15 protein-coding genes and 1 pseudogene are annotated in these 21,334 nt (G+C 72.8%); 2 read left to right on the top strand and 14 right to left on the bottom strand.

The window, feature by feature from the left end; translation table 11 throughout:
- Positions 1–19: 19 nt before the first annotated feature.
- From ilvN to gatC, 7 genes and pseudogenes are all read right to left on the bottom strand, one after another.
- Positions 20–544: an acetolactate synthase small subunit gene (gene ilvN, locus C1A33_RS02120; protein ID WP_101829839.1), complete on the bottom strand. Its 525-nt coding sequence runs from the start codon at positions 542–544 to the stop codon at positions 20–22.
- Positions 544–2,334 (bottom strand): annotated as a pseudogene (locus C1A33_RS02115) (acetolactate synthase large subunit); the annotation flags it as partial. The gene ilvN and the pseudogene C1A33_RS02115, both read right to left, overlap by 1 nt.
- Positions 2,335–2,500: 166 nt before the next feature.
- Complete coding sequence (locus C1A33_RS02110; RefSeq protein WP_101829837.1) at positions 2,501–4,192, bottom strand: penicillin-binding transpeptidase domain-containing protein; 1,692 nt, start codon at positions 4,190–4,192, stop codon at positions 2,501–2,503.
- A 254-nt stretch (positions 4,193–4,446) separates the two neighbouring features.
- Positions 4,447–5,961 (bottom strand): Asp-tRNA(Asn)/Glu-tRNA(Gln) amidotransferase subunit GatB, encoded by a 1,515-nt coding sequence (gatB, locus tag C1A33_RS02105; RefSeq protein ID WP_101829836.1) that lies wholly within the window; start codon positions 5,959–5,961, stop codon positions 4,447–4,449.
- Complete coding sequence (locus C1A33_RS02100; protein WP_101829835.1) at positions 5,958–6,167, bottom strand: hypothetical protein; 210 nt, start codon at positions 6,165–6,167, stop codon at positions 5,958–5,960. The genes gatB and C1A33_RS02100 overlap by 4 nt, the downstream gene beginning before the upstream one ends.
- A 13-nt stretch (positions 6,168–6,180) precedes the next feature.
- Positions 6,181–7,686 carry an Asp-tRNA(Asn)/Glu-tRNA(Gln) amidotransferase subunit GatA gene (gene gatA / locus C1A33_RS02095; RefSeq protein ID WP_101829834.1) on the bottom strand — a complete coding sequence of 502 codons (1,506 nt, stop codon included), beginning with the start codon at positions 7,684–7,686 and terminating at the stop codon, positions 6,181–6,183.
- A gap of 13 nt (positions 7,687–7,699) precedes the next feature.
- Complete coding sequence (gatC, locus tag C1A33_RS02090) at positions 7,700–7,996, bottom strand: Asp-tRNA(Asn)/Glu-tRNA(Gln) amidotransferase subunit GatC (protein WP_101829833.1); 297 nt, start codon at positions 7,994–7,996, stop codon at positions 7,700–7,702.
- 147 nt (positions 7,997–8,143) lie between these two features.
- Here gatC and C1A33_RS02085 point away from each other — a divergent pair, with 147 nt between their 5' ends.
- Entirely contained in the window at positions 8,144–8,851 is a 708-nt protein-coding gene (locus tag C1A33_RS02085) for an ACT domain-containing protein (RefSeq protein WP_101829873.1), read from the top strand.
- A 67-nt stretch (positions 8,852–8,918) separates the two neighbouring features.
- Here C1A33_RS02085 and ligA read toward each other — a convergent pair whose 3' ends face one another.
- Entirely contained in the window at positions 8,919–11,036 is a 2,118-nt protein-coding gene (gene ligA, locus C1A33_RS02080) for an NAD-dependent DNA ligase LigA (RefSeq protein ID WP_101829832.1), read from the bottom strand.
- Positions 11,037–11,132: 96 nt separating this feature from the next.
- Here ligA and C1A33_RS02075 point away from each other — a divergent pair, with 96 nt between their 5' ends.
- Complete coding sequence (locus tag C1A33_RS02075) at positions 11,133–12,320, top strand: RNA-guided endonuclease InsQ/TnpB family protein (RefSeq protein ID WP_101829831.1); 1,188 nt, start codon at positions 11,133–11,135, stop codon at positions 12,318–12,320.
- Between the two features lie 41 nt (positions 12,321–12,361).
- On the opposite strand, the gene C1A33_RS02070 is transcribed toward C1A33_RS02075, so the two are convergent.
- The 6 genes from C1A33_RS02070 to icmF form a co-directional block, all read right to left on the bottom strand.
- Complete coding sequence (locus tag C1A33_RS02070; protein WP_207770113.1) at positions 12,362–13,399, bottom strand: methionine synthase; 1,038 nt, start codon at positions 13,397–13,399, stop codon at positions 12,362–12,364.
- A gap of 25 nt (positions 13,400–13,424) precedes the next feature.
- Positions 13,425–14,480: a tRNA 2-thiouridine(34) synthase MnmA gene (gene mnmA / locus C1A33_RS02065; protein ID WP_101829829.1), complete on the bottom strand. Its 1,056-nt coding sequence runs from the start codon at positions 14,478–14,480 to the stop codon at positions 13,425–13,427.
- The gene (locus tag C1A33_RS02060) at positions 14,480–15,688 is read right to left on the bottom strand and encodes a cysteine desulfurase family protein (protein WP_101829828.1); all 1,209 of its coding nucleotides are present in this window, start codon (positions 15,686–15,688) and stop codon (positions 14,480–14,482) included. Before C1A33_RS02060 ends, mnmA begins: the two co-directional genes overlap by 1 nt.
- Positions 15,685–17,175 (bottom strand): mycofactocin biosynthesis glycosyltransferase MftF, encoded by a 1,491-nt coding sequence (gene mftF, locus C1A33_RS02055; RefSeq protein WP_101829827.1) that lies wholly within the window; start codon positions 17,173–17,175, stop codon positions 15,685–15,687. Before mftF ends, C1A33_RS02060 begins: the two co-directional genes overlap by 4 nt.
- Positions 17,176–17,183: 8 nt before the next feature.
- Positions 17,184–17,690, bottom strand: a complete 507-nt coding sequence (locus tag C1A33_RS02050; RefSeq protein ID WP_101829826.1) for a MarR family winged helix-turn-helix transcriptional regulator — start codon at positions 17,688–17,690, stop codon at positions 17,184–17,186.
- Positions 17,691–17,879: 189 nt separating this feature from the next.
- A complete protein-coding gene (icmF, locus tag C1A33_RS02045) occupies positions 17,880–21,131 on the bottom strand; it encodes a fused isobutyryl-CoA mutase/GTPase IcmF (RefSeq protein ID WP_101829825.1) in 3,252 nt (1,083 codons plus the stop codon).
- Between the last annotated feature and the right edge of the window lie 203 nt (positions 21,132–21,334).

Here is a 21,334-nt window from a genome sequence, read left to right as displayed (position 1 = left end):
GTCTTCTCCTTGTATGTGTTCAGGCGGATCGTTCGACGGCGCGCAGGCTGCGATCGGTGATCGACCGCGAGCCGCGGCCGAGCGCCACCATGCCGGACTGCACCAGCTCCCGAATCCCGAAGGGTTCCAGCATCCGGATGAGCGCGTCCAGCTTGTCGCGGGTGCCTGTCGCCTCGATCGTGACGGCGTCCTGGGCGACATCGACAACCTTGGCACGGAACAGCGCGACGGTCTCCAGCACCTGGGACCGCACCGCCAGGTCCGCGCGCACCTTGACCAGCATCAGCTCGCGCTGCACCGAGACGGACGTGTCCATCTCGACGATCTTCAGCACGTTCACCAGCTTGTTCAGCTGCTTGGTGACCTGCTCGAGCGGCAGGTCCTCGACGGCGACCACGATCGTCATCCGGGACACGTCCGGATGCTCGGTCGGGCCGACCGCGAGCGACTCGATGTTGAATCCGCGCCGGGAGAACAGCCCCGACACCCGGGCCAGCACGCCGGGCTTGTTCTCCACCAGGACGGACAGGGTGTGGTGGGTCATCAGAGGTTCACCTCGGCGTCGCCGGAGTAGTCGAAGTCGGGGGCGATGTCACGGGCGACGCGGATGTCGTCGTTGCTCGCGCCGGCGGCGACCATCGGCCAGACCATCGCGTCCGGATGCACGACGAAGTCGATGACCACCGGCGCGTCGTCGATCGCCATGGCCTTCTCGATCGTCTCGTCGATCTCGCCCGCCGCCTCGCAGCGCAGGCCCACACAACCCAGCGCCTCGGCGAGGCGGACGAAGTCCGGCACCCGCTTGACCCCGGTGCGCGGCGACGCCGGATGCGTGCCGAGCTCGGTGTTGGAGTACCGCTTGTCGTAGAACAGCGTCTGCCACTGCCGCACCATGCCCAGCGACCCGTTGTTGATGACCGCCACCTTGATCGGGATTCCCTCGAGGGCGCAGGTGGCGAGTTCCTGGTTGGTCATCTGGAAACAGCCATCCCCGTCGATCGCCCAGACGGTCGTGTCCGGACGACCCACCTTGGCACCCATCGCGGCCGGCACGGCGTAACCCATCGTTCCCGCACCGCCGGAGTTCAGCCAGGTGTAGGGGTTCTCGTACGAGATGAACTGCGCCGCCCACATCTGATGCTGCCCGACCCCGGCCGCGAAGATCGCCTCCGGTCCGGCGATCTTCCCGATGCGCTCGATGACCTGCTGGGGCGCGAGCGACCCGTCGGCCGGCTGGTCGTAGCCCAGCGGATAGGTGCGCCGCCACCCGTCCAGCGTGTGCCACCAGGCAGCGAGGTCCGGCTTCTCCTCGGTGGCCAGCACCGCGATCAGCTCATTGATCACCTCACGGCAGTCGCCGACGATCGGCACGTCCGCCGCCCGGTTCTTGCCGATCTCGGCCGGATCGATGTCCGCGTGGATGATGGCGGCGCCCCGCGCGAACGACGACAGCCGCCCGGTGACCCGATCATCGAAGCGGGCGCCGAGGGTGATGAGCAGGTCCGCCTTCTGCAGCGCCGTCACCGCGGCCACCGACCCGTGCATCCCCGGCATGCCCAGATGCTGCGGATGCGAGTCGGGGAACGCCCCCCGTGCCATCAGCGTGGTGACGACCGGGATGCCCGTCATCTCCGCGAGCGTCCGCAGCTCCGCCGCCGCCCGCGCCTTGAGCACGCCGCCGCCGACATAGAGCACCGGCCGGCGGCTCTGCGAGATCATCCGCGCCGCCTCCCGCACCTGCTTGCCGTGCGGCCGGGTCACCGGCCGGTAGCCCGGCAGGTCCAGCGACGGCGGCCACACCTCGTGCGGCAGCACCGCCGTGACCGCCTGCAGCACGTCCTTGGGCAGGTCGACGAGCACCGGCCCCGGCCGCCCGGTGCCCGCGAGGTGGAACGCCTCGGCGATCGTGCGCGGGATGTCGTCGGCGGAGTGGACGAGGAAGTTGTGCTTGGTGATCGGCAGCGTGATGCCGCAGATGTCCGCCTCCTGAAAGGCGTCCGTGCCGATCGCGGCGCTGGGGACCTGCCCGGTGATGGCGACCATCGGCACCGAGTCCATGTAGGCGTCGGCGATCGGCGTCACCAGGTTCGTCGCGCCCGGGCCGGACGTCGCCATGCAGACCCCGACCCGACCGGTGGCCTGGGCGTATCCCTCGGCCGCATGGCCGGCGCCCTGCTCGTGGCGGACGAGGATGTGCCGCACCCGGGTCGAGTCGAACAGCGGGTCGTAGGCGGGCAGGATCGCACCGCCCGGGATGCCGAAGACCACGTCGGCTCCGACCGCTTCGAGGGAGTGGACGAGCGACTGGGCTCCGGTGATCTCTCGTGTCATCTGGGCGTCTTCCTTGACGGGGTGCGGGCACGAAAAAGCCCCTCGTGCCTAGGGCACTGAGGGGCGGCGCACGGGGTCGAGGTCGTCGACTACGCGCGCTCTGAACGTACAAGAATCTGACGGTGCACAGACCTACCGTGCCAGGACTGCCCGTCCCACGTCAAGCAACTCAGCGGTTGGCGTCGAGCGCGCCGAGGAAGCGCGCCGCGATCGGAGCCGCGGTCTCGGCGCCGAAGCCGCCGTCCTCGACCACGACCGCGAAGGCGACGTCGCCCCGGTAGCCGACGAACCAGGCGTGGGTCGGCGGTGGGTTGCCGTCGGTGTACTCGGCCGTCCCCGTCTTGCCGTACACCTCGCCGGGCATCGGAACGGTCGCGGCCGTGCCCTCGGTGACGACGGCCCGCATGAAGTCCCGCAGCGGCGGGAGCACCGCGGGCGGGATCGCATTGCTGCGCGCCGGCCCGCCCTCGACGAACGGCTGACGCCAGGTGCCGCTCGCGACCGCCGCCGCCACGCTCGCCATCTGCAGCGGCGACGCCTCGATGCGCGCCTGCCCGATCGCCGCCGAGGCGGATTCGGCCCCGTCGCGCGGAGTGGGGAAACTACCGCCGAAGCTGGCGATGTCCAGCGGCGCACCGCCGTCGAATCCGTACAGCGCGGCGGCCTTCTCCAGCGCACCCTTCGGCAGCGACTCCTCCAGCTGGATGAAGGCGGTGTTGCAGCTCTTGGCGAACGCGGTGCGCAACGGAATCGGGCCGAACTGCTCCGCCTCGGCGTTCTGGAACGTCCGCCCGTCCACGCTGATGTTCTGGGTGCAGTTCAGCGACGTGTTCGGCGACTTCCCGTTCATCAGCGCCGCCGTCGCCGTGATGATTTTGAACGTGGATCCCGGCGGGTACTTGCCGCGCACCGCCCGGCTCGCCCCGCTCGGCGGATGGTTTGCCAGCGCCAGCACGCCCCCGGTGCGCGTGTCGATGGCGACCATCGCCGCCGTCGGCCGGGCCGCCGTAGCCAGCGCCTCCTCCGCCGCCTGCTGAACACGCAGGTCAAGGGTCGTGCTTACCGCCTTGCCATCGGTCATCGGATAGGCGTGCAGCGTCTGCACGGTCTTGCCCCGCGCGTCCTGGACGACGACGGCGCCGCCCTGGGGCCGCAGCTGGCTGTCGTACACCCGCTCCAGGCCCGACAACGGCCCGGTCCGCCCGACGAGGTTGCTCGCCAGGTCGCCGGAGTCGCGCAGCGGCCGCCCGTCGGCGGAGAGGATCTGGCCGCGGTGGCCGGTGGACGCCGTGCGGTCGAGGTGTAGCCCCGGCCGCAGCGCCGGATGCACGGCCGCCGACTCCGCCCGCACCTTCCACCCGTGCTCCGTCGACGTCAGGTGCAGCACACCGGCGTACTCCAGCGGTGTCGGCAACCCCGACAGGCTGAGCCTCGCCACATAGGGCGCGGTCGCCGCGGAGCCCTTGCGCTCGATCGATCCCGGGGCGAACGACGCTCCGGTGACAAGCAGCTTGTCGCGAACCTGCGCCATCGTGGTCAACAGGTCCGGCACACTGATGCCGCCCGGCGTGCTCCCGCCCGGCACACTCGCCGCCGCCACCGCGACCCGACCGACCTTGTCACCCTGAGTAGCCGCTCCGGGTGCGGTCGCCATCGTCCGCCAGGCCGCGAGGTACGCCGCCGCCGCGGTCCGCACCCGCCCGTCGGCCGCCCGCTGGTCAGCCCGGTCCTTCAGGACATAGCCGACACCACTCCCCGCGGCCAGCACGACGACGACCACCACAGCGATGATCATCCGTTGCCGGCCGCGACCGCGACGCCTGGACGTCGACGCGGTGAATCCGGACGGTGTGAGGGGCACGACGACCCCCCTCCCCTCGATGACGCCAACCCGATCGGACGCTCACCTTACGAAGGCCCCCGGCACCGCGCATCCGACGCGCCGCTCGTCGGCGGCAACTCGACACGCGGGTCGGATACGGAAGGAGAACGTGGTCCTCTCGGGCCCATGCCACACCACTACGACTGAGCCCCCCAGCTCAGGCGCGACAAATCGCCCGGCGACCCCAGATCACCCTATCCGCCTGCCAGGCCTCAGGGAGTGTCGGGATTCGGTCAGGAGGCGCCGAGGCGTTCCAGCAGGAGACCGCGGACGGTGGCGGCGTCGGCCTGGCCCTTCATCGCCTTCATCACGGCGCCGACCAGCGGGCCGACGGCGTTCAGCTTGCCGCCGCGGACCTTCTCGGCGATGTCGGGGGCGCCGGCGATGGCGGCGTCGACCGCGGCGGTGAGCGCGCCGTCGTCCGCGACCACGGCGAGTCCGCGCCCGGCGACGACCTCGTCGGGTGTGCCCTCGCCGGCCAGCACTCCGTCGATCACCTTGCGGGCGAGCGCGTCGGTGAGTTCGCCGCCGGCGACCAGCACGGTGATCCGGGCGACGTCGGCCGGCGAGATCGCCAGCTCGGCGGCCGGCACTCCGGCGTCCGACGCCTGCCGGGCCAGCTCGTTGAGCCACCACTTGCGCGCGGCCGGCGGCGTGGCGCCGGCGGCCACCGTCTCCTCGACCAGGTCGAGGACGCCGGCGTTGCGCAGGTCGGTGAGGTCGCGCGCCGTGTAACCGTGCTCGGCGATGAGCCGGGCCCGCCGCGCGGCCGGCAGCTCGGGCAGACCGGCGCGCAGCTCGTCGACGAACTCCGTCGACAGCGCGAGCGGCGTGAGATCAGGCTCGGGGAAGTACCGGTAGTCGGTCGCCTCCTCCTTCGAGCGACCGGCCGACGTGCGTCCGGACGCCTCGTCGAAGTGCCGGGTCTCCTGGATGATCCGCTCGCCGTCGTCGAGCAGCGCCGCCTGGCGGGTGATCTCGTAGCGCACCGCACGCTCGACGGAGCGCAGCGAGTTGAGGTTCTTCGTCTCCGTCCGCGTCCCGAACGGCGCCTCGGGCTCCCCCGCGGCCGGGCGCCGCCGCAGCGAGACGTTCGCGTCGCAGCGCAGCGAGCCCTGCTCCATCCGCACGTCGGAGACACCGAGGGCGCGGATCAGTTCGCGCAGCTCGTCGACGTACGCCCGCGCCACCTCCGGCGAGCGCACATCCGGCTCGGTGACGATCTCGACCAGCGGGATGCCTGCGCGGTTGTAGTCGACGAGCGAGTGGGTGGCACCGTGGATGCGACCGGTGGCGCCACCGACATGCAGCGACTTGCCGGTGTCCTCCTCCATGTGCACCCGGGTGATGCCGACCCGGTGGACCTCGCCGTCGACCTCGACGTCGAGCCAGCCGTTCGTGCACAGCGGCTCGTCGTACTGGCTGATCTGGAAGTTCTTCGGCATGTCCGGGTAGAAGTAGTTCTTCCGGGCGAACCGGCACCAGGACGCGATGTCGCAGTGCAGCGCGAGGCCGATCATCACGGCGTAGCGGACCGCCGCCTCGTTGACGACGGGCAGCGAGCCGGGCAGGCCGAGGCACACCGGGCAGACCTGGGCGTTCGGCTCGGCGCCGAACGCCGTCGCGCAGCCGCAGAACATCTTCGACACGGTGCCGAGCTCGACATGCGTCTCCAGGCCGATCACGGGCTCGTAGCGGGCCACGGCATCGGCGAAGGAGGGCAGAGCCAGAGCCGCAGTGCTGCTCACCGGTGGTTCTCCTCATGTGGGGGCGGAGCCGAGCGGGTATCACGGACGTGTACGAAGGTGAGGAACACCGCCGCCGGCAGGCCGATCACACCCCAGACAATCAGGATCGGGCTGACCGTCGCGATCCCGAGGCCGAGCACCACCACGGTGAGCGCCCAGACCACGACGACGAGGACACGATCCTGCCGCCCGCTGCGCAGTCTCACAGCGACCTCACACTCACAGCGCCGGTGCCTCGGCGACCAGCGGATGGCCGCGGCGGGCGTCGAGCGCCTCCTCGAGCGCACCGCCGACCAGGTACAGCCGGTCGTCGGCGAACGGCGGCGCCATGATCTGGATGCCGACCGGCAGCCCGTCCACCAGACCCGCGGGCAGGCTCATCGCCGGCCCACCGGCCAGGTTCGACGGAATCGTGCACAGGTCCGACAGGTACATCGCGACCGGATCGTCGACCTTGGAGCCGAGCGGGAACGCGGGCGTCGGCGTCGTCGGCGAGACCAGCACATCGACCCGCTCGAACGCCGCCGCGAAGTCCCGGCTGATCAGCGTGCGCACCTTCTGCGCCTGGCCGTAGTAGGCGTCGTAGTAACCGGACGACAGCGCGTACGTTCCGAGGATCACGCGCCGCTTCACCTCGGGGCCGAAGCCCGCCTCGCGGGTGCGGCTCATGACCTCCTCGGCGCCGGCCTGGCCGTCGTCCCCGAGACGCAGCCCGAAGCGCATCGCGTCGAACCGGGCGAGGTTCGACGAGCACTCGCTCGGCGCGATCAGGTAGTAGGCCGCCAGCGCGTACTGGAAGTGCGGGCAGCTCACCTCGACCACCTCGGCGCCGAGTTCGGTCAGCGCCTCGACGGCCGCGGCGAACGCGGCCTCGACCCCGGGGTCGTAGCCCTCCCCCGCGAGCTCGCGCACCACGCCCACCCGCAGCCCGCGCACGTCGCGCCGCCCGGCCGCCTCCACCACCGGCGGCACCGGCACGTCGACGCTGGTCGAGTCCAGCGGATCATGCCCGGCGATCGCCGCGTGCAGCAGCGCCGCGTCGGTGACGGTCCGGGCCAGCGGACCAGCCTGGTCGAGCGAGCTGGAGAACGCGACCAGCCCGTAGCGGCTCACCCCGCCGTAGGTCGGCTTCACCCCGACCAGCCCGCAGACCGCCGCCGGCTGGCGGATCGAGCCGCCCGTGTCGGTGCCGATCGCCAGCGGCGCCTCGAACGCGGCGACCGCCGCCGCGGACCCGCCGCTCGAGCCACCGGGGATGCGGGTGGTGTCCCACGGGTTGCGCGTCGGCCCGTACGCCGAGTTCTCCGTGGACGACCCCATCGCGAACTCGTCCATGTTGACCTTGCCGAGCACGACGACGTCCGCCGCCCGCAGCCGGCTGACCACGGTGGCGTCGTACGGCGCGTGCCAGCCCTCGAGAATCCTGCTGCCGCAGGTCGTCGGCATGTCGCGGGCGGTCAGCACGTCCTTGAGCGCGAGCGGGACGCCGGCGAGCGGGCCGAGTGCCTCCCCGGCGGCGCGCCGCTCGTCGACGGACCGGGCCGCAGCGAGCGCGCCCTCGGCATCGACATGCAGAAACGCGTGGATGGTGTCGTCGACCTTGGCGATCCGGTCGAGCGCCGCCTGCGTCGCCTCGACGGCGGACAGCTCGCCCGCGGCGATCGCGGCCGCGGTGGCCGCGGCCGTCAGGCGCACAACGTCGGGGAATGTCGGGTGGTCGGTCATGCGGGCGGAGACCTCACTCGTCCGGATCAAGGATGCGGGGCACCCGGAAGCGGCCATCCTCGGCGGCCGGGGCGCCGGCCAGGGCCTCCGCGGCGGGCAGCGACGGACGGGCGACGTCCGGGCGGAACACGTTCGTCAGCGGCACCGCGTGGCTGGTCGGCGGGATGTCCGCCGCCGCGACCTCCGCGACCCGGGCGACCGCCGACAGGATCGCCTCAAGCTGCGGCGCGAGCGCGTCGAGCTCGTCGTCGGTCACCGACATCCGCGACAGCCGGGCGAGATGGGCTACCTCGTCCCGCGTGATCCCCATGGCGTCCTGCTCCTTCACTGGCAATGCACACTGGCGGTGCACACTGGCGGTGCGCGCCTCGCCGCGTCCCCGTGCTGTCATCGTACGGGCCGGCGCGCGACATCTCGGCGTGACCGATCGGCTATGCCCGCGACACGCTCGCTGTGCATGCTCAACTACATGTCGTACCTGATGCGCGTCGTCCTCCCGGACCGCCCGGGGACCCTCGGAGCGGTCGCCACCGCCCTGGGCAGCGCCGGTATCGACATCCTGAGCGTCACCGTCGTCGAACGCGGTCCGGTCGGCGCCGTCGACGACCTGCTCGTGGTGCTACCGCCCGGCGGACTCGCCGATCGGGCTCTGAGCGCCGCCCAGTCCGTCCCCGGCGTGATCGTCGAATCGCTGCGCCCCTTCCTGGCGGACGGTGTAGGGGTGACAGGCGACCTGGACCTCGCCGACGCGCTGGCCGAACGGCCCGCCGACGCCGCGGCCATCCTCACCGAACTCGCGCCCTGCGTGTTCAACGCCGACTGGGCGGTGCTGCTGGAACAGGTCGACGCCGGCGACGTCCGGGTACGGGAGACCTCCGTCGGCGCCCCGACCCTCGGCGGGGATGACCTCGGCGTGCCGGAGCGGGTCCGCCTCGCCCCACGCTGGATGCCGCTCGCCCAAGCCCGCCCGATCGGCGCCCACGAGGACGGCTTCCCACCCCGCTGGCAGGCCGTCGAGATGGCCCTGGCCGCGGCCCCCGTCGGCCACGACCACCTGGTGATTCTCCTCGGCCGACCCGGTGGTCCCGCCTTCCGCGCCGCCGAGATCGAGCGGCTGGCTCACCTCGCCGGCATCGCCGCCAGCCTCGCCGGCCGCCGACCCTGACCTCCGGCGAGCCCGCCCCCGCGGCGACACCACCCCGAGACGCCGGGCGGCACGCCGGGCAGCGGCATCAGGCGTCGGGATCGGCGACGGCGGGATCGGCGACGGTGGGATCGGCGTCGATAGGGGCGGCTGCTTCTCGGGCGGCGTCGGCGCCGCGGTCGAGCAGGAGGGCGAAGCCGGTGTCGTCGAGGACCGGGACACCGAGACTGCGGGCCTTGTCGTACTTGGCGGCGCCGGGATCCGCGCCGACCACGACAAAGGTCGTCTTCTTGCTCACCGAGCCGGTGACCTTGCCGCCGCGGGTCTGCACCGCCTCGGTCGCGCGGTCGCGGCTCCACGGCTCAGGCAGCGTGCCGGTGATCACCACGGTGACGCCGTCGAGCGGGCGGGGGCCCTCGTCGGCGCCGGCGTCGGCGAGGGACGCGCCGCCGGCGGCGATGCGGGCGACGATGTCGCGGTGCCGCTCGTCGGCGAACCAGTCGACCACCGCGTTCGCGATCTTCGGCCCGACGCCGTCGACCGCGGCGAGGGTCTCGGCGGGGGCGGCGGCGATCGCGTCCAGGGAGCGCAGCTCACGGGCGAGCGCCCGGGCCGCCGTCGGCCCGACGTGGCGGATGGACAGGCCGACCAGCAGGCGCCACAGCGGCCGGTGCCGGCCGTCCTCGACGCCGCGCAGGATCTGGTCGATCTTCTTCTGGGCGAAGCCGCGCAGGCCCTCGAACGACTCGGGCGTCAGGTGGAACACGTCGCCGATGTCGCGGACCCGGCCGGCCTCCAGCAGGGCGGTGGCCGTCTCGTAGCCGAGGCCGTCGATGTCCAGTGCGTCGCGCGAGGCGAGGTGGAAGATCGACTCGCGCAGCTGCGCCGGGCAGGCGTAGGTGTTCGGGCAGCGGATGTCGACTTCGCCCTCGGGGCGCACCAGCTCGGTGCCGCACTCGGGGCAGTGGGTGGGCATGACGAACGCCCGCTCGGTGCCGTCGCGCAGGTCCACGACCGGGCCGACGATCTCGGGGATGACGTCGCCGGCCTTGCGCAGCACGACCGTGTCGCCGATGAGCACGCCCTTGCGGCCGACCTCGTCGATGTTGTGCAGGGTGGCGAGACCGACCGTGGAGCCGGCGACCAGCACGGGTTCCAGCTCGCCGAACGGCGTCACCCGGCCGGTGCGCCCGACGTTGACCCGGATGTCGCGCAGCTTCGTGGTGACCTCCTCCGGCGGGTACTTGAACGCGACCGCCCAGCGTGGCGCCTTCGACGTCGAGCCGAGCCGGCGCTGCAGCGGGAAGGAGTCGACCTTGACGACGACGCCGTCGATCTCGTGCTCGACGTCGTGGCGGGCGTCGCCCCAGCGGTGGATGTAGCCGAGCACCTCGGGGATGGTCGCCACGACCTCGAAGCGGTGGGACACGGGCAGGCCGAGCTCGGCGAGGCGGGCGTACGCGCCGGACTGGGAGTCCACGTCGAAGCCGCGGTGCGCACCCAGACCGTGGACGATCATGTCGAGGGGGCGGCCGGCGGTGACCCGCGGGTCCTTCTGGCGCAGGGAGCCGGCGGCGGCGTTGCGCGGGTTGGCGAACGGCTTGCCGCCGGCCTCGACCAGGGATGCGTTGAGCTCGGCGAACTTCGCCGTCGGGAAGAACACCTCGCCGCGGACCTCCAGCAGCTCGGGCACCGCGGTGCCGCGCAGCCGGGTCGGAACGCTCGACAGCGTGCGGATGTTCGGGGTGATGTCCTCCCCCGTCCGGCCGTCGCCGCGGGTCGCCGCGCGGACCAGGCGGCCGTCCTCGTAGACGAGGTCCACGGCCAGGCCGTCGATCTTCAGCTCGCACAGCCAGGCGTCGACCTCGCTCTCCCGGGCCGCGCGCGCGGACCAGGCGTGGAACTCGTCGTCGTCGAAGACGTTGTCGAGCGAGAGCAGCCGCTCAAGGTGTTCCACCGGGGTGAACAGTGTGGAGAAGGACCCCGCCACCTTCTGCGTCGGCGAGTCGGGGGTGCGCAGGTCGGGGTGGCGTTCCTCGAGCGCGGTCAGTTCGCGCATCAGCTGGTCGTACTCGGCGTCGGAGACCGTCGGCGCGTCGAGCACGTAGTAGCGGTAGGCGTGCTCCTCGAGCTCGCGGGCGAGGTCGGTAGCCCGCGCCCGCTCGGCTGGGCTGGCCGATCCGGGGGGGCTGGCCGATTCAGTCATCAGATTTGCGCCGTGGATACTCCGGCCTTCAGGCCGGGGAGGAAACGGCGCGCCACGCTGGAACGCACGGGGGGATCCTTTCTGTAGAATGAGCGCATATCCCGCTACCGCCTCGATCCGACGCCTGGCCAGATCGCCGGGCTTGACGAGCACTGCGGGCATGCGCGATTCGTGTGGAACCTTGCGGTCGAACAGCAGTCGTGGTGGACGCCTTTCCGGGGAAAATCCCCGAACCATCTGGAACGGTGTCGGCAGTTGACCGCCGCGCGCGCCGAGTTCGATTGGCTGCGGGCCGGGTCGCAGACCGTGCAGCAGCAGGCGCTGCGGGACTTCGACCAGTCTCTGCGGAACTTCTTCAACGGTTCGCACCGGCGTCCGACCTATCGGAAACGAGGTCAGTCCGAAGGCTTCCAGGTTGTGGGGAAAAACGCCCGGGTCGAAAAGCTGAACCGGCGATGGTCGCACTGTTGGGTACCGAAAGTCGGCTGGGTGAAGTTCCGTGTCTCGCGCCGCGTCCCTGACTTCAGGTCCTACCGGGTGACCCGTGACCGTGCGGGCCGCTGGCATGTGGCGTTCGCCGCCGTGCCCGCGCCGATCGACGCACCCGGTACCGGTGGGGTCGTCGGGGTGGACCGGGGTGTGGCGGTGTCCGCGGCCCTGTCGACGGGCGAGCTGCTGCGCTGCCCCGGGCTGCGACCCGCCGAGGCCAGCCGGCTCCGCCGGCTGCAACGCCGGCTCGCGCGGGCCACGCGGGGCAGTAACCGGCGCACCCGGCTGACAGGCCAGATCGCCCGGGTGAAAGCCCGGGAGGCCGACCGGCGTAAGGACTGGGTGGAGAAGACCTCCACCGATCTCGCCCGCCGGTACGACCTGATCCGCGTCGAGGATGTGAACATTCGGGGTATGACCCGGTCGGCGCGCGGGACCGTCGAAGCGCCGGGCCGAAACGTGCGGCAGAAAGCCGGGCTGAACCGGGGTATCCTCGCCAATGGCTGGGGACAGCTCGTCCAACGCCTGGAACAGAAAGCCCCCGGCCGGGTCGAGAAGATCCCGGCCGCCTACACGTCTCAGCGTTGCTCGGCCTGCGGGCATACGGCGCCCGGGAACCGCGAGAGCCAAGCGGTCTTCTGGTGCGCGGTCTGCGGGCACACGGCCAACGCCGACGTGAACGCAGCAGTGAACATCGCCGCAGGACGTGCGGTGACCGCGCGGGGAGGCGCGGTGTTGACCGCGCCGATGAACCGCGAACCTCAACATTGCGCACCCCCTCTGGTGGGTGTGTAGGAGTTGGAATCCCCCGCCTTCACTTCAGGCGGGGGAGGACGTCAAGCCGGCGCGTCCACGAGTTCGCGGGCGGCGCGACGGCAGTGGCGCAGGATCGCCCTGGCCTCGTCCGCGCCGAATCCGGCCAGGCCACACGCGGGTGACACGGCGACCACCTCCCCGAGCTGTTCGGGCCGCAATCCCAGCCGGCTCCACAGTGCCCTGACCGGCTCGACAGTACGGCGGACGTCCGACAGGTCCGGGGAGGCGACCGCGTCCGGGGAGGCGGTGGGCACCAGCCCGGCGACCAGCCGGCCGCCGGACTCGACGAACTCGCCGACCGAATCGTCATCGTCCCTGGTCAGCAGGGCTACGTCGAGGCCGACGAAGTCCATCCCGGCGGTGCGCAGGGACGTCAGCGGCACGTTCGGGGCGCAGCAGTGGGCGCCGATCCCGGCGACGGCGGACGCCGAGCGCACCTCGTCCACGAGCGCGTGCAGCCGCGCCTGCGCCAGGCCCTCCTCGACCGGGGGCAGCACCGAGAAGCCGCTGGGGGTACGCACGCGGCCGGCCAGCACCGCGGGCAGTGACGGCTCGTCGAGCTGGAGGAGCAGGCGGGCGCCCGGCACGCGGCGGGCGAGGTCGCGCAGGTGCTCGACCAGGCCGGCCGTCAGCGCCTCGGCGATGTCGCGGGTCGCGCCCACGTCGGACAGGGCCTTGTGGCCGCGGGGCAGTTCGAGCTGCGCGGCGAGAGTCCACGGGCCGGTGACGGCCACCTTGAACGGGCCGGCGTAGCCGGCGGCGGTGTCGGCGAGCGCGTCGAGGTCGCGTTCGAGCAGGTCGCGGGCGCGGCGCAGGTCCAGGCCCGGCCGGGGCACGAGCCGCCAGCCGGCGGGCTGCAGGTCGACGGGCAGGTCGAGCAGGATCGCGCCGGCCCGGCCGAGCATCGACGCGCCCGGCCCGCGGGCGGGCAGCTCCGGCAGGTGCGGCAGGTCGGGCAGCTCGTCGAACACCAGCTTCTGGGCCCACACCGCGTCGGTGCCGGGCAGCGAGCCAACGCCGGTCGCCGCACCCGCGGGCCAGCAGTCATCACAGGTCACCCGGCCATCATCCCGTGACACCTGCCTATCCAGTGGCGAGGATGTGCCCTGCGCCGAGGACGCGGTCGCCGTCGTAGAGGACGACGGCCTGGCCGGGCGCGGTGCCCCGCACCGGGGAGCCCAGGGTGATGACCAGCTCGTCGCCGTGGGCCTGCGCCCGGGCCGGGACGACGCCGCCGTGCGCGCGCACCTGCGCCTCGCAGGCGACCACCCCTTCGTGTGGCCAGGCCGCGCGGTCAGCGACCAGCCGCCAGACGTCCAGCGCCTCGGCGGAGCCGACGGTGACCGTCGAGGTCACCGGGGAGATGTCGAGGACGTAGCGGGGGCGGCCGTCCGGTGCCGGGCGTTCGAGGCCGAGGCCGCGGCGCTGGCCGACGGTGAAGGCGAACGCGCCGTCGTGTTCGCCCAGCGTCTGGCCGGTGTCGGCGTCGACGATGGGGCCGGGGCGGGAGCCGAGCCGGTCGCGCAGCCAGCCGCCGGTGTCGCCGCCCGAGATGAAGCAGATGTCGTGACTGTCCGGCTTGTCGGCGACGGCCAGGCCCCGCTCGGCGGCCTCGCGGCGCACCTGCGCCTTCGTCGAGTCGCCGAGGGGGAAGCGGGCGGCGGCGAGCTGCTCGGGGCGCAGCGTCCCCAGCACGTAGGACTGGTCCTTGGCCGGGTCGACGGAGCGGCGCAGGGTGCCGTCCGGGTCGAGGCGGGCGTGATGGCCGGTGACGACGGCGTCGAAGCCGAGGGCGAGGGCCCGGTCGAGGACGGCGGCGAACTTGATCCGCTCGTTGCAACGCACGCACGGGTTCGGCGTGCGGCCCTGGGCGTACGACCCGACGAACTCGTCGATGACGTCAGCCTCGAACCGCTCGGCGAGATCCCACACGTAGAAGGGGATGTCGAGCACGTCGGCGGCGCGGCGGGCGTCGCGCGCGTCCTCCAGCGTGCAGCAGCCGCGGGCGCCGGTGCGATCCGACTCCGGTGAGCGCGACAGCGCCAGGTGCACCCCGGTGACGTCGTGGCCGGCCTCGACGGCACGCGCGGCGGCGACCGCGGAGTCGACCCCGCCGGACATCGCGGCGAGCACGCGCATCAGACCGTCACCCCCGCGCGGCTGGCTCGTTCCACCACCGGGCCGATTGCCTCGACGAGCGCGTCCACGTCGGCGGCCCGTGAGGTGTGACCGAGGGAGAAACGCAGCGAGGAGCGGGCGTGCTCGTCACTGGCCCCCATCGCCAGCAGCACGTGCGAGGGCCTCGCCACCCCCGCCGAGCAGGCCGAACCGGTGGAGCACTCGATGCCGCGCGCGTCGAGCAGCATGAGCAGCGAGTCGCCCTCGCAGCCGGGGAAGGTCAGGTGGGCGTTGCCGGGCAGGCGGCGGGGGGCTCCGGGCGGCCCGGCGAGGGGCGCGCCGTTGAGGATCGCCCCGGGCACCTCGTGCTGGACGCGGCGGACCAGGTCGTCGCGCAGCGCGGCGAGACGCGCGCTCTCACGGGGCAGGTGCTCGCAGGCGGCGGTGGCCGCCGCGGCGAACGCGGCCGCCCCGGCGGTGTTCAGGGTGCCGGACCGGATGTCACGCTCCTGGCCACCACCGTGCGTGAGTGGCTGCAGGACCAGGCCGCGGCGCACGACCAGCGCACCCACGCCGACCGGGCCGCCGACCTTGTGCGCGGAGATGGTGATCGCGTCCGGCGCGTCCTCGCCGGTGGCGATCCCGCTGGCGTTCACGGTGACCGGGAGCTGACCGAAGGCCTGCACCGCGTCGGTGTGGAAGGGCACGCCGTGCCGATGCGCGACGCCAGCGAGGGCGGCCACCGGCTGGACCGTACCGACCTCGCTGTTCGCCCACATCACGGAGACGACGGCGACGGAGTCGGGGTCGCGGGCGAGGGCGGCCTCGAGGGTCTCCGGGTGCACGGTGCCGGCGGCGTCGACCTCGAGCAGCTCCACCTCGGCGCCCTGCGCGGCGCTCAGCCAGGCGACCGTGTCGAGGACGGCGCGGTGCTCCACGGCGCTGACCAGGATCCGGCGCCGCGCCGGCTCGGCCGCCCGGCGCGCCCAGAACAGCCCCTTCAGGGCGAGGTTGTCGCTCTCCGTGCCGCCGCCGGTGAACACGACATCCGACGGACGGGCGCCCAGCAGACCGGCCAGCACCTCGCGGGACTCCTCGACGACGCGGCGAGCCCGGCGCCCGCTGGCGTGCAACGACGAGGCATTGCCCGCGACGGCGCCGCTCGCGGTCAGCGCGGCGAGCGCCTCCGGGCGCATCGGCGTCGTCGCCGCGTGGTCGAGATAGGTCACACCGTAGAGGGTAGCCTCGCGCGCCGGGTGGGCAGCAGTGGATCGAGGCTGCCGTGGGACAGGCAACCAGTCCAGACGCCCGCGCAGTAGGCGGCGTCGTCGGCGACGCGCAGCAGCACATAGGGCAGCAGGCCCACGTCCGGGCGCTCGGCCCACCAGTCGCCGACCAGCGGTGCCGCCGCGGCGGCGAGCACCAGCCGGCCGGGGGCGCCGGCGCAGGCCAGCGGGATCAGCCAGACGCGCCGCGCGGTCTCGGCGGCGGCGCGCAGGCCATGGCCACGGCCCCGCGCGGTCAGCGCGAGCGCGACGAGCGCGGGCCGCTCGACCCGCTCCAGCCGCCGCGCGAGGCGCTGCACCGTCCGCCCGGTGGACGCGACGGCCACCACGAGCCCAGCCAGCCCAGCCAGTCGGGCCGGGCGGGTTCGCGCGGCGAGCAGGGCGGCGATGGTCACGGTAGCCGCGGCGCCGCGGGCCGGGCGCAGCGCGCCGGGGTGGCGCCGGGCCAGCGCCGCCGCCGAGCGCCCGTAGCCGTGCCGCTGGCGGGCCCACGCCCACCAGGACCCACGCGGCTCGTGCCCGACCACGGCCGCCGGCTCGTAGCGGACGGTGTGCCCGGCGGCGACGAGCCGCCAGACCAGGTCGACGTCCTCGCCGTAGCGCAGCGCCGGGTCGAAGGCGACCAGCCGGCGGCGGATGACCAGGGCCGCGGTCGGCACGTAGGACACCCGTGCGCCGGGCCGCACCGGCGCCGCCCGGGCGCCCAGGTCGAGCGGGGAGCGCGCCGCCTCGTAGCGGGCCCGCAGACCAGGGCGCCCGCCGGGCGGGACGGGAGAGGAGACCCGCGGCGCGGCGGCGGCGACCGCCGGATCGGCGAGGTGGGCGGCGAGACGCTCGAGCCAGTCACCGGTGGGACGCACGTCGCCGTCACAGAAGACGATCAGTTCGGTGCGGGCGGCCCGCGCGCCGGTGGTGCGGGCCGCGGCCGGTCCGCGCGGATGCGGATGGCGGATCACCCGGGCGCCGGCGGATGCGGCGGCCACGGCGGTGGCGTCGCGGGAGCCGTCGTCGACGACGATCACCTCGGCGCAGCGGGCGCGCAGCAGCGTCACCAGCGCGCCGATCCGGCGGGCCTCGTCGCGGGCGGGAACGACCGCCGTCAGCGCCGGCGCCGCTGTCCCTACTGCCCCTGCTGCCCCTGTCCCTGTCGCCGCGCCCGCGGACGCCGGTGGCAGGGGGTGCAGGAGGCCCGCGTCGGCGAGGCGGCGGGCCAGTGCGGCGGCCCCCGCGCCCGCGTCGCCGACCGGGCCGCCCGCACGCAGCCGGGCGAAGGCTCCGGCCCCGGCGGGTGACAGGGTCATCAGCCGCAGCGGCGAGCCGCCGAGCAGCACCTGGCCTTGGCCCTGGCCCTCGGCGGCGCGCAGGACGGCGAGGCCGGGATCGGGCCAGAGCCGGAAGAAGGCCGGCAGCGGGGTCAGGCGGCGGGTCATGCGGCGGGTCAGAAGTCGCCGGCGGCGCGGCGCAGGTCGGTGAGCAGGGCGATGAGCGTGCGCACTCCACCGTCGCCGAGGCCGGGGTCGGCGAAGACGGTGTCGTTGAGCGCCTTCGTGGCCGCCAGCGCCGTGGCCCGGCCCTCGTCGGTGATCTCGGCGAGGATCGCCCGCCGATCGGTGGGATGCGGGTTGCGGCGGACCTGACCGCGGGCCTCCAGCCGGTCGACCGCGCTGGTGATGCTGGTCGGATGGACCTGCAGCCGGCTGCCGATCTTGTTGAGCGGCAGCGCGCCGTGCCGCGAGAACATCAGAAGCATCAGCAGCTCATAGCGGGCGAAGGTCAGGTCGAGCGGGCGCAGCACCTCGTCGACCCGGGCGAGCATGATCTGCTGGGCCCGCATCAACGACGTCACCGCCGCCATGCCGTCCGCGACCGCGCCCCACCCGTGGGCCGTCCAGTGCCGGTGGGCCTCCGCTATCGGATCGGTGGGCAGCGGTTTGGGGGTGGCCACGGCTTCGGTCGCTCCTGCACGTCGAGGGACGTCTCCCGCCCGGCCGCCCGGCCGGGGACCGTCCCGACGACGGCCAGCGTCCATTGCACCCCAGGACGCCACGTGCAGGCAAAGACTCATGCGCACGCGGAGATTGCGGGGCGTGACCGATCACATGCATCTGTCGCCTCCGTCGCTTTCCGGCCGGATTCACACGTTGCGGCGATACTGACCACCGGCTTCGAAAAACGCGTTGGTGATCTGTCCGAGTGAGCAGACGCGGACCGCGTTCATCAACGCCGCGAAGACGTTTCCGGTGCCGGCCGCGGTCGCGCGCAGGTCCGCCAGTGCCGGCCCTGTCTCGGCGGCGTGCCGGCGGTGGAAGTCGGCGAGGCGGGCGAGCTGCGAGCTCTTCTCGCCCTCGGTGGCCCGGGCGAGTTCCTGCGGGCCACCCGTCTCGGCGGCCGCCGGGTCCGCGGCGAGAAACGTGTTGACACCGACGACCGGCAGGCTGCCGTCGTGCTTGCGCCGCTCGTAGAGCATGGACTCGTCCTGAATCCGACCGCGCTGGTAACCGGTCTCCATCGCGCCCAGCACCCCGCCCCGGTCGCTGATCCGCTCGAACTCGGCCAGCACCGCCTCCTCCACCAGATCGGTCAGCTCGTCGACGACGAACGACCCCTGCAGCGGATTCTCGTTCGCGGCGAGCCCCCATTCCTGGTCGATGACCCGCTGAATGGCGAGAGCGCGCCGGACGGAACCCTCGGTCGGGGTGGTGACGGCCTCGTCGTAGGCGTTCGTGTGCAGGCTGTTGCAGTTGTCGTAGACGGCGCACAGGGCCTGCAACGTCGTGCGGATGTCGTTGAACGCCATCTCCTGGGCGTGCAGTGACCGGCCGGACGTCTGCACGTGGTACTTGAGCATCTGGGAACGCGGCCCGGCGCCGTAGCGCTCCCGCATCGCCACCGCCCACACTCGCCGGGCGACCCGCCCGATGACGGTGTACTCCGCGTCCATCCCGTTGGAGAAGAAGAACGACAGGTTCGGGGCGAAGTCGTCGATGCGCATGCCGCGGGCCAGGTAGGCCTCGACGTAGGTGAATCCGTTCGCCAGGGTGAAGGCGAGCTGGGTGATGGGATTCGCACCGGCCTCGGCAATGTGATATCCGGAGATCGACACCGAATAGAAGTTGCGGACGTCGTGCCCGATGAACCACTCCTGCACGTCGGCCATCGCGCGCAGCGCGAACTCCGTCGAGAAGATGCAGGTGTTCTGGCCCTGGTCCTCCTTGAGGATGTCGGCCTGCACCGTGCCGCGGACGGTGGCGACGGTGTGCGCGGCGATGGTCGCGGCCTCGTCGGCGTCCGGTTCGCGGCCGTGCTCGCTGCGAAAGGCGTCGCGCCGCTGGTCGATCGCGGTGGTCAGGAACATGGCGAGGATCGCCGGCGCCGGGCCGTTGATCGTCATGGACACGCTGGTCGCCGGATCGCACAGGTCGAAGCCGTCGAACAGGGCCTTCATGTCGTCGAGAGTGGCGACCGACACTCCGGACGTGCCGACCTTGCCGTAGATGTGCGGCCGGGCCGCCGGGTCACGCCCGTAGAGCGTCACCGAGTCGAAGGCGGTGGACAGCCGGGTGGCGGGGGATCCGGCGGACAGCAGGTGGAAACGGCGGTTCGTCCGGAACGGGTCGCCCTCGCCGGCGAACATGCGCGCCGGCGCCTCCCCGGCACGCTTGAACGGATAGCAGCCGGCGGTGTAGGGGAAGACGCCCGGCAGGTTCTCCCGCCGCAGGAAGCGCAGCAGCCCGGCGGCGTCGTCGAGGCGGGGCAGCGCCACCCGGGAGACCTGGCTGCCAGCGAGCGTCGTGCGCCGCAGTGGGGTGCGGACCTCCTGGCCGCGCACCAGGTAGGTCAGCTCGTCGCCCTGGCGCTGCGCGACGGTGGCGGGCCACTCGGCCAGCAGGGAGCCCGCCCACGGCGCGAGCGCCGTGTCGGCCGCGTCTCGCAGCGCGGTGAGGGACCCCGCCTCCCCACCGGTGGCGCGCAGGGCGTCAAGTGCCGTCGTGAGGTGCTCGCGGCGGCGGGCGAGCAGCGCCTGGCGCTCCGTCTCGGCGTGGTAGCCGCGGACCGTCTCGGCGATCTCGGCCAGGTAGCGGGCGCGGGCGGCCGGGACGACCGGGGCGAGGTCGCGGGACACGCGCGTGCTGACCGTGGCCAGCTCTCCCGGCCCGACCCGCAGGCCGCGCGCCGCCAGCAGCCCGACGAGATGGTGGTACAGGGCTGTCACGCCGTCGTCGTGGAAGCGGGCGGCGGACGTGCCGAAGACCGGCATCTCCTCCCACGACTGGTCGAACGCCTCCCGGTTGCGCATCAGCTGGCGCGCGACATCGCGGCGCGCGTCCTGTGCCCCACGGCGCTCGAACTTGTTCACCGCGACGACGTCCGCGACCTCCAACATGTCGATCTTCTCCAGCTGGGAGGCGGCGCCGTACTCGGGTGTCATCACATACAGCGAGACCTCACAGTAGTCGACGATCGCCGCGTCGCCCTGCCCGATCCCAGGTGTCTCGACGATGACCAGGTCATAGCCGGCCAGGTGGCAGGCGGCGACCATGTCCCGCAGGTGCGCCGGGACCTCGCTGTCGGCCCGCCGGGTCGCCAGCGACCGGAAATAGGTGACGCACCCGTCGCCCTGGCCGAGGGCGTTCATCCGGATGCGGTCGCCGAGCAGCGCCCCGCCGCCGCGACGCCGGCTGGGATCGACGGCGAGCACGGCGATGCGCAGGTCCGTGCCCTGGTCGAGGCGGAAGCGCCGCAGCAGCTCGTCGGTCAGCGATGACTTGCCCGAACCGCCGGTGCCGGTGATGCCCAGCACGGGCATGGGTGGGCGCCGGTCGGCCTCCGCACGCAGCGCGGCGGCGAACTCCTCGACGTCGCGCCCGGCGGCGAGGACCGTGATGGCGCGGGCGAGTGCTCCCTGATCGCCGCTGGCGACCTCGTCCAGCTTCACACCATCGCCGGCGAGATCGACGTCGCAGTCTCGGATGATGGTGTTCACCATCGCGGCGAGCCCCAGCTCCTGGCCGTCGTGGGGAGAGAAGATCCGGCTGACTCCGCGGGACTGCAGCAGGTCGATCTCGGCCGGCACGATCACTCCGCCACCGCCACCGAAGACCCGCACGTGGCCGGCGTCGCGCTCACGCAGCCGATCCACCAGGTACGTGAAATACTCCACGTGCCCACCCTGGTACGAGGAGAGAGCCACGCCCTGCGCGTCCTCCTGTACCGCGGCGGTCACCACGTCCTCGACGCCCCGATCGTGACCGAGGTGGATGACCTCGGCGCCCTGGGCCTGCAGCAGGCGCCGCATGATGTTGATCGCCGCGTCATGCCCGTCGAACAGCGCTGCCGCCGTGACGATGCGGACCGGGTGATCTGGGACGTGCAGATCAGACGACATCGAAGCGGCTCCCCTCGGCCGATGTGTCACGTCCGATAGTAGGACGCCCATCTACCTGCAGCCACTCGGACCAGGAACCTGATCAAGGATGCGCCTGTCCGCACATACACGTAGGGTCGCTCCGACAATGTCGGAGCGACCCTACGTGTGTAAGTCCGGCGGCGTCCTACTCTCCCACACGGTCCCCCATGCAGTACCATCGG

It is taken from the genome of Frankia canadensis (assembly GCF_900197875.1).
Classification (GTDB): domain Bacteria; phylum Actinomycetota; class Actinomycetes; order Frankiales; family Frankiaceae; genus Frankia; species Frankia canadensis.
This window is presented reverse-complemented; position numbering and strand designations above follow the sequence as displayed.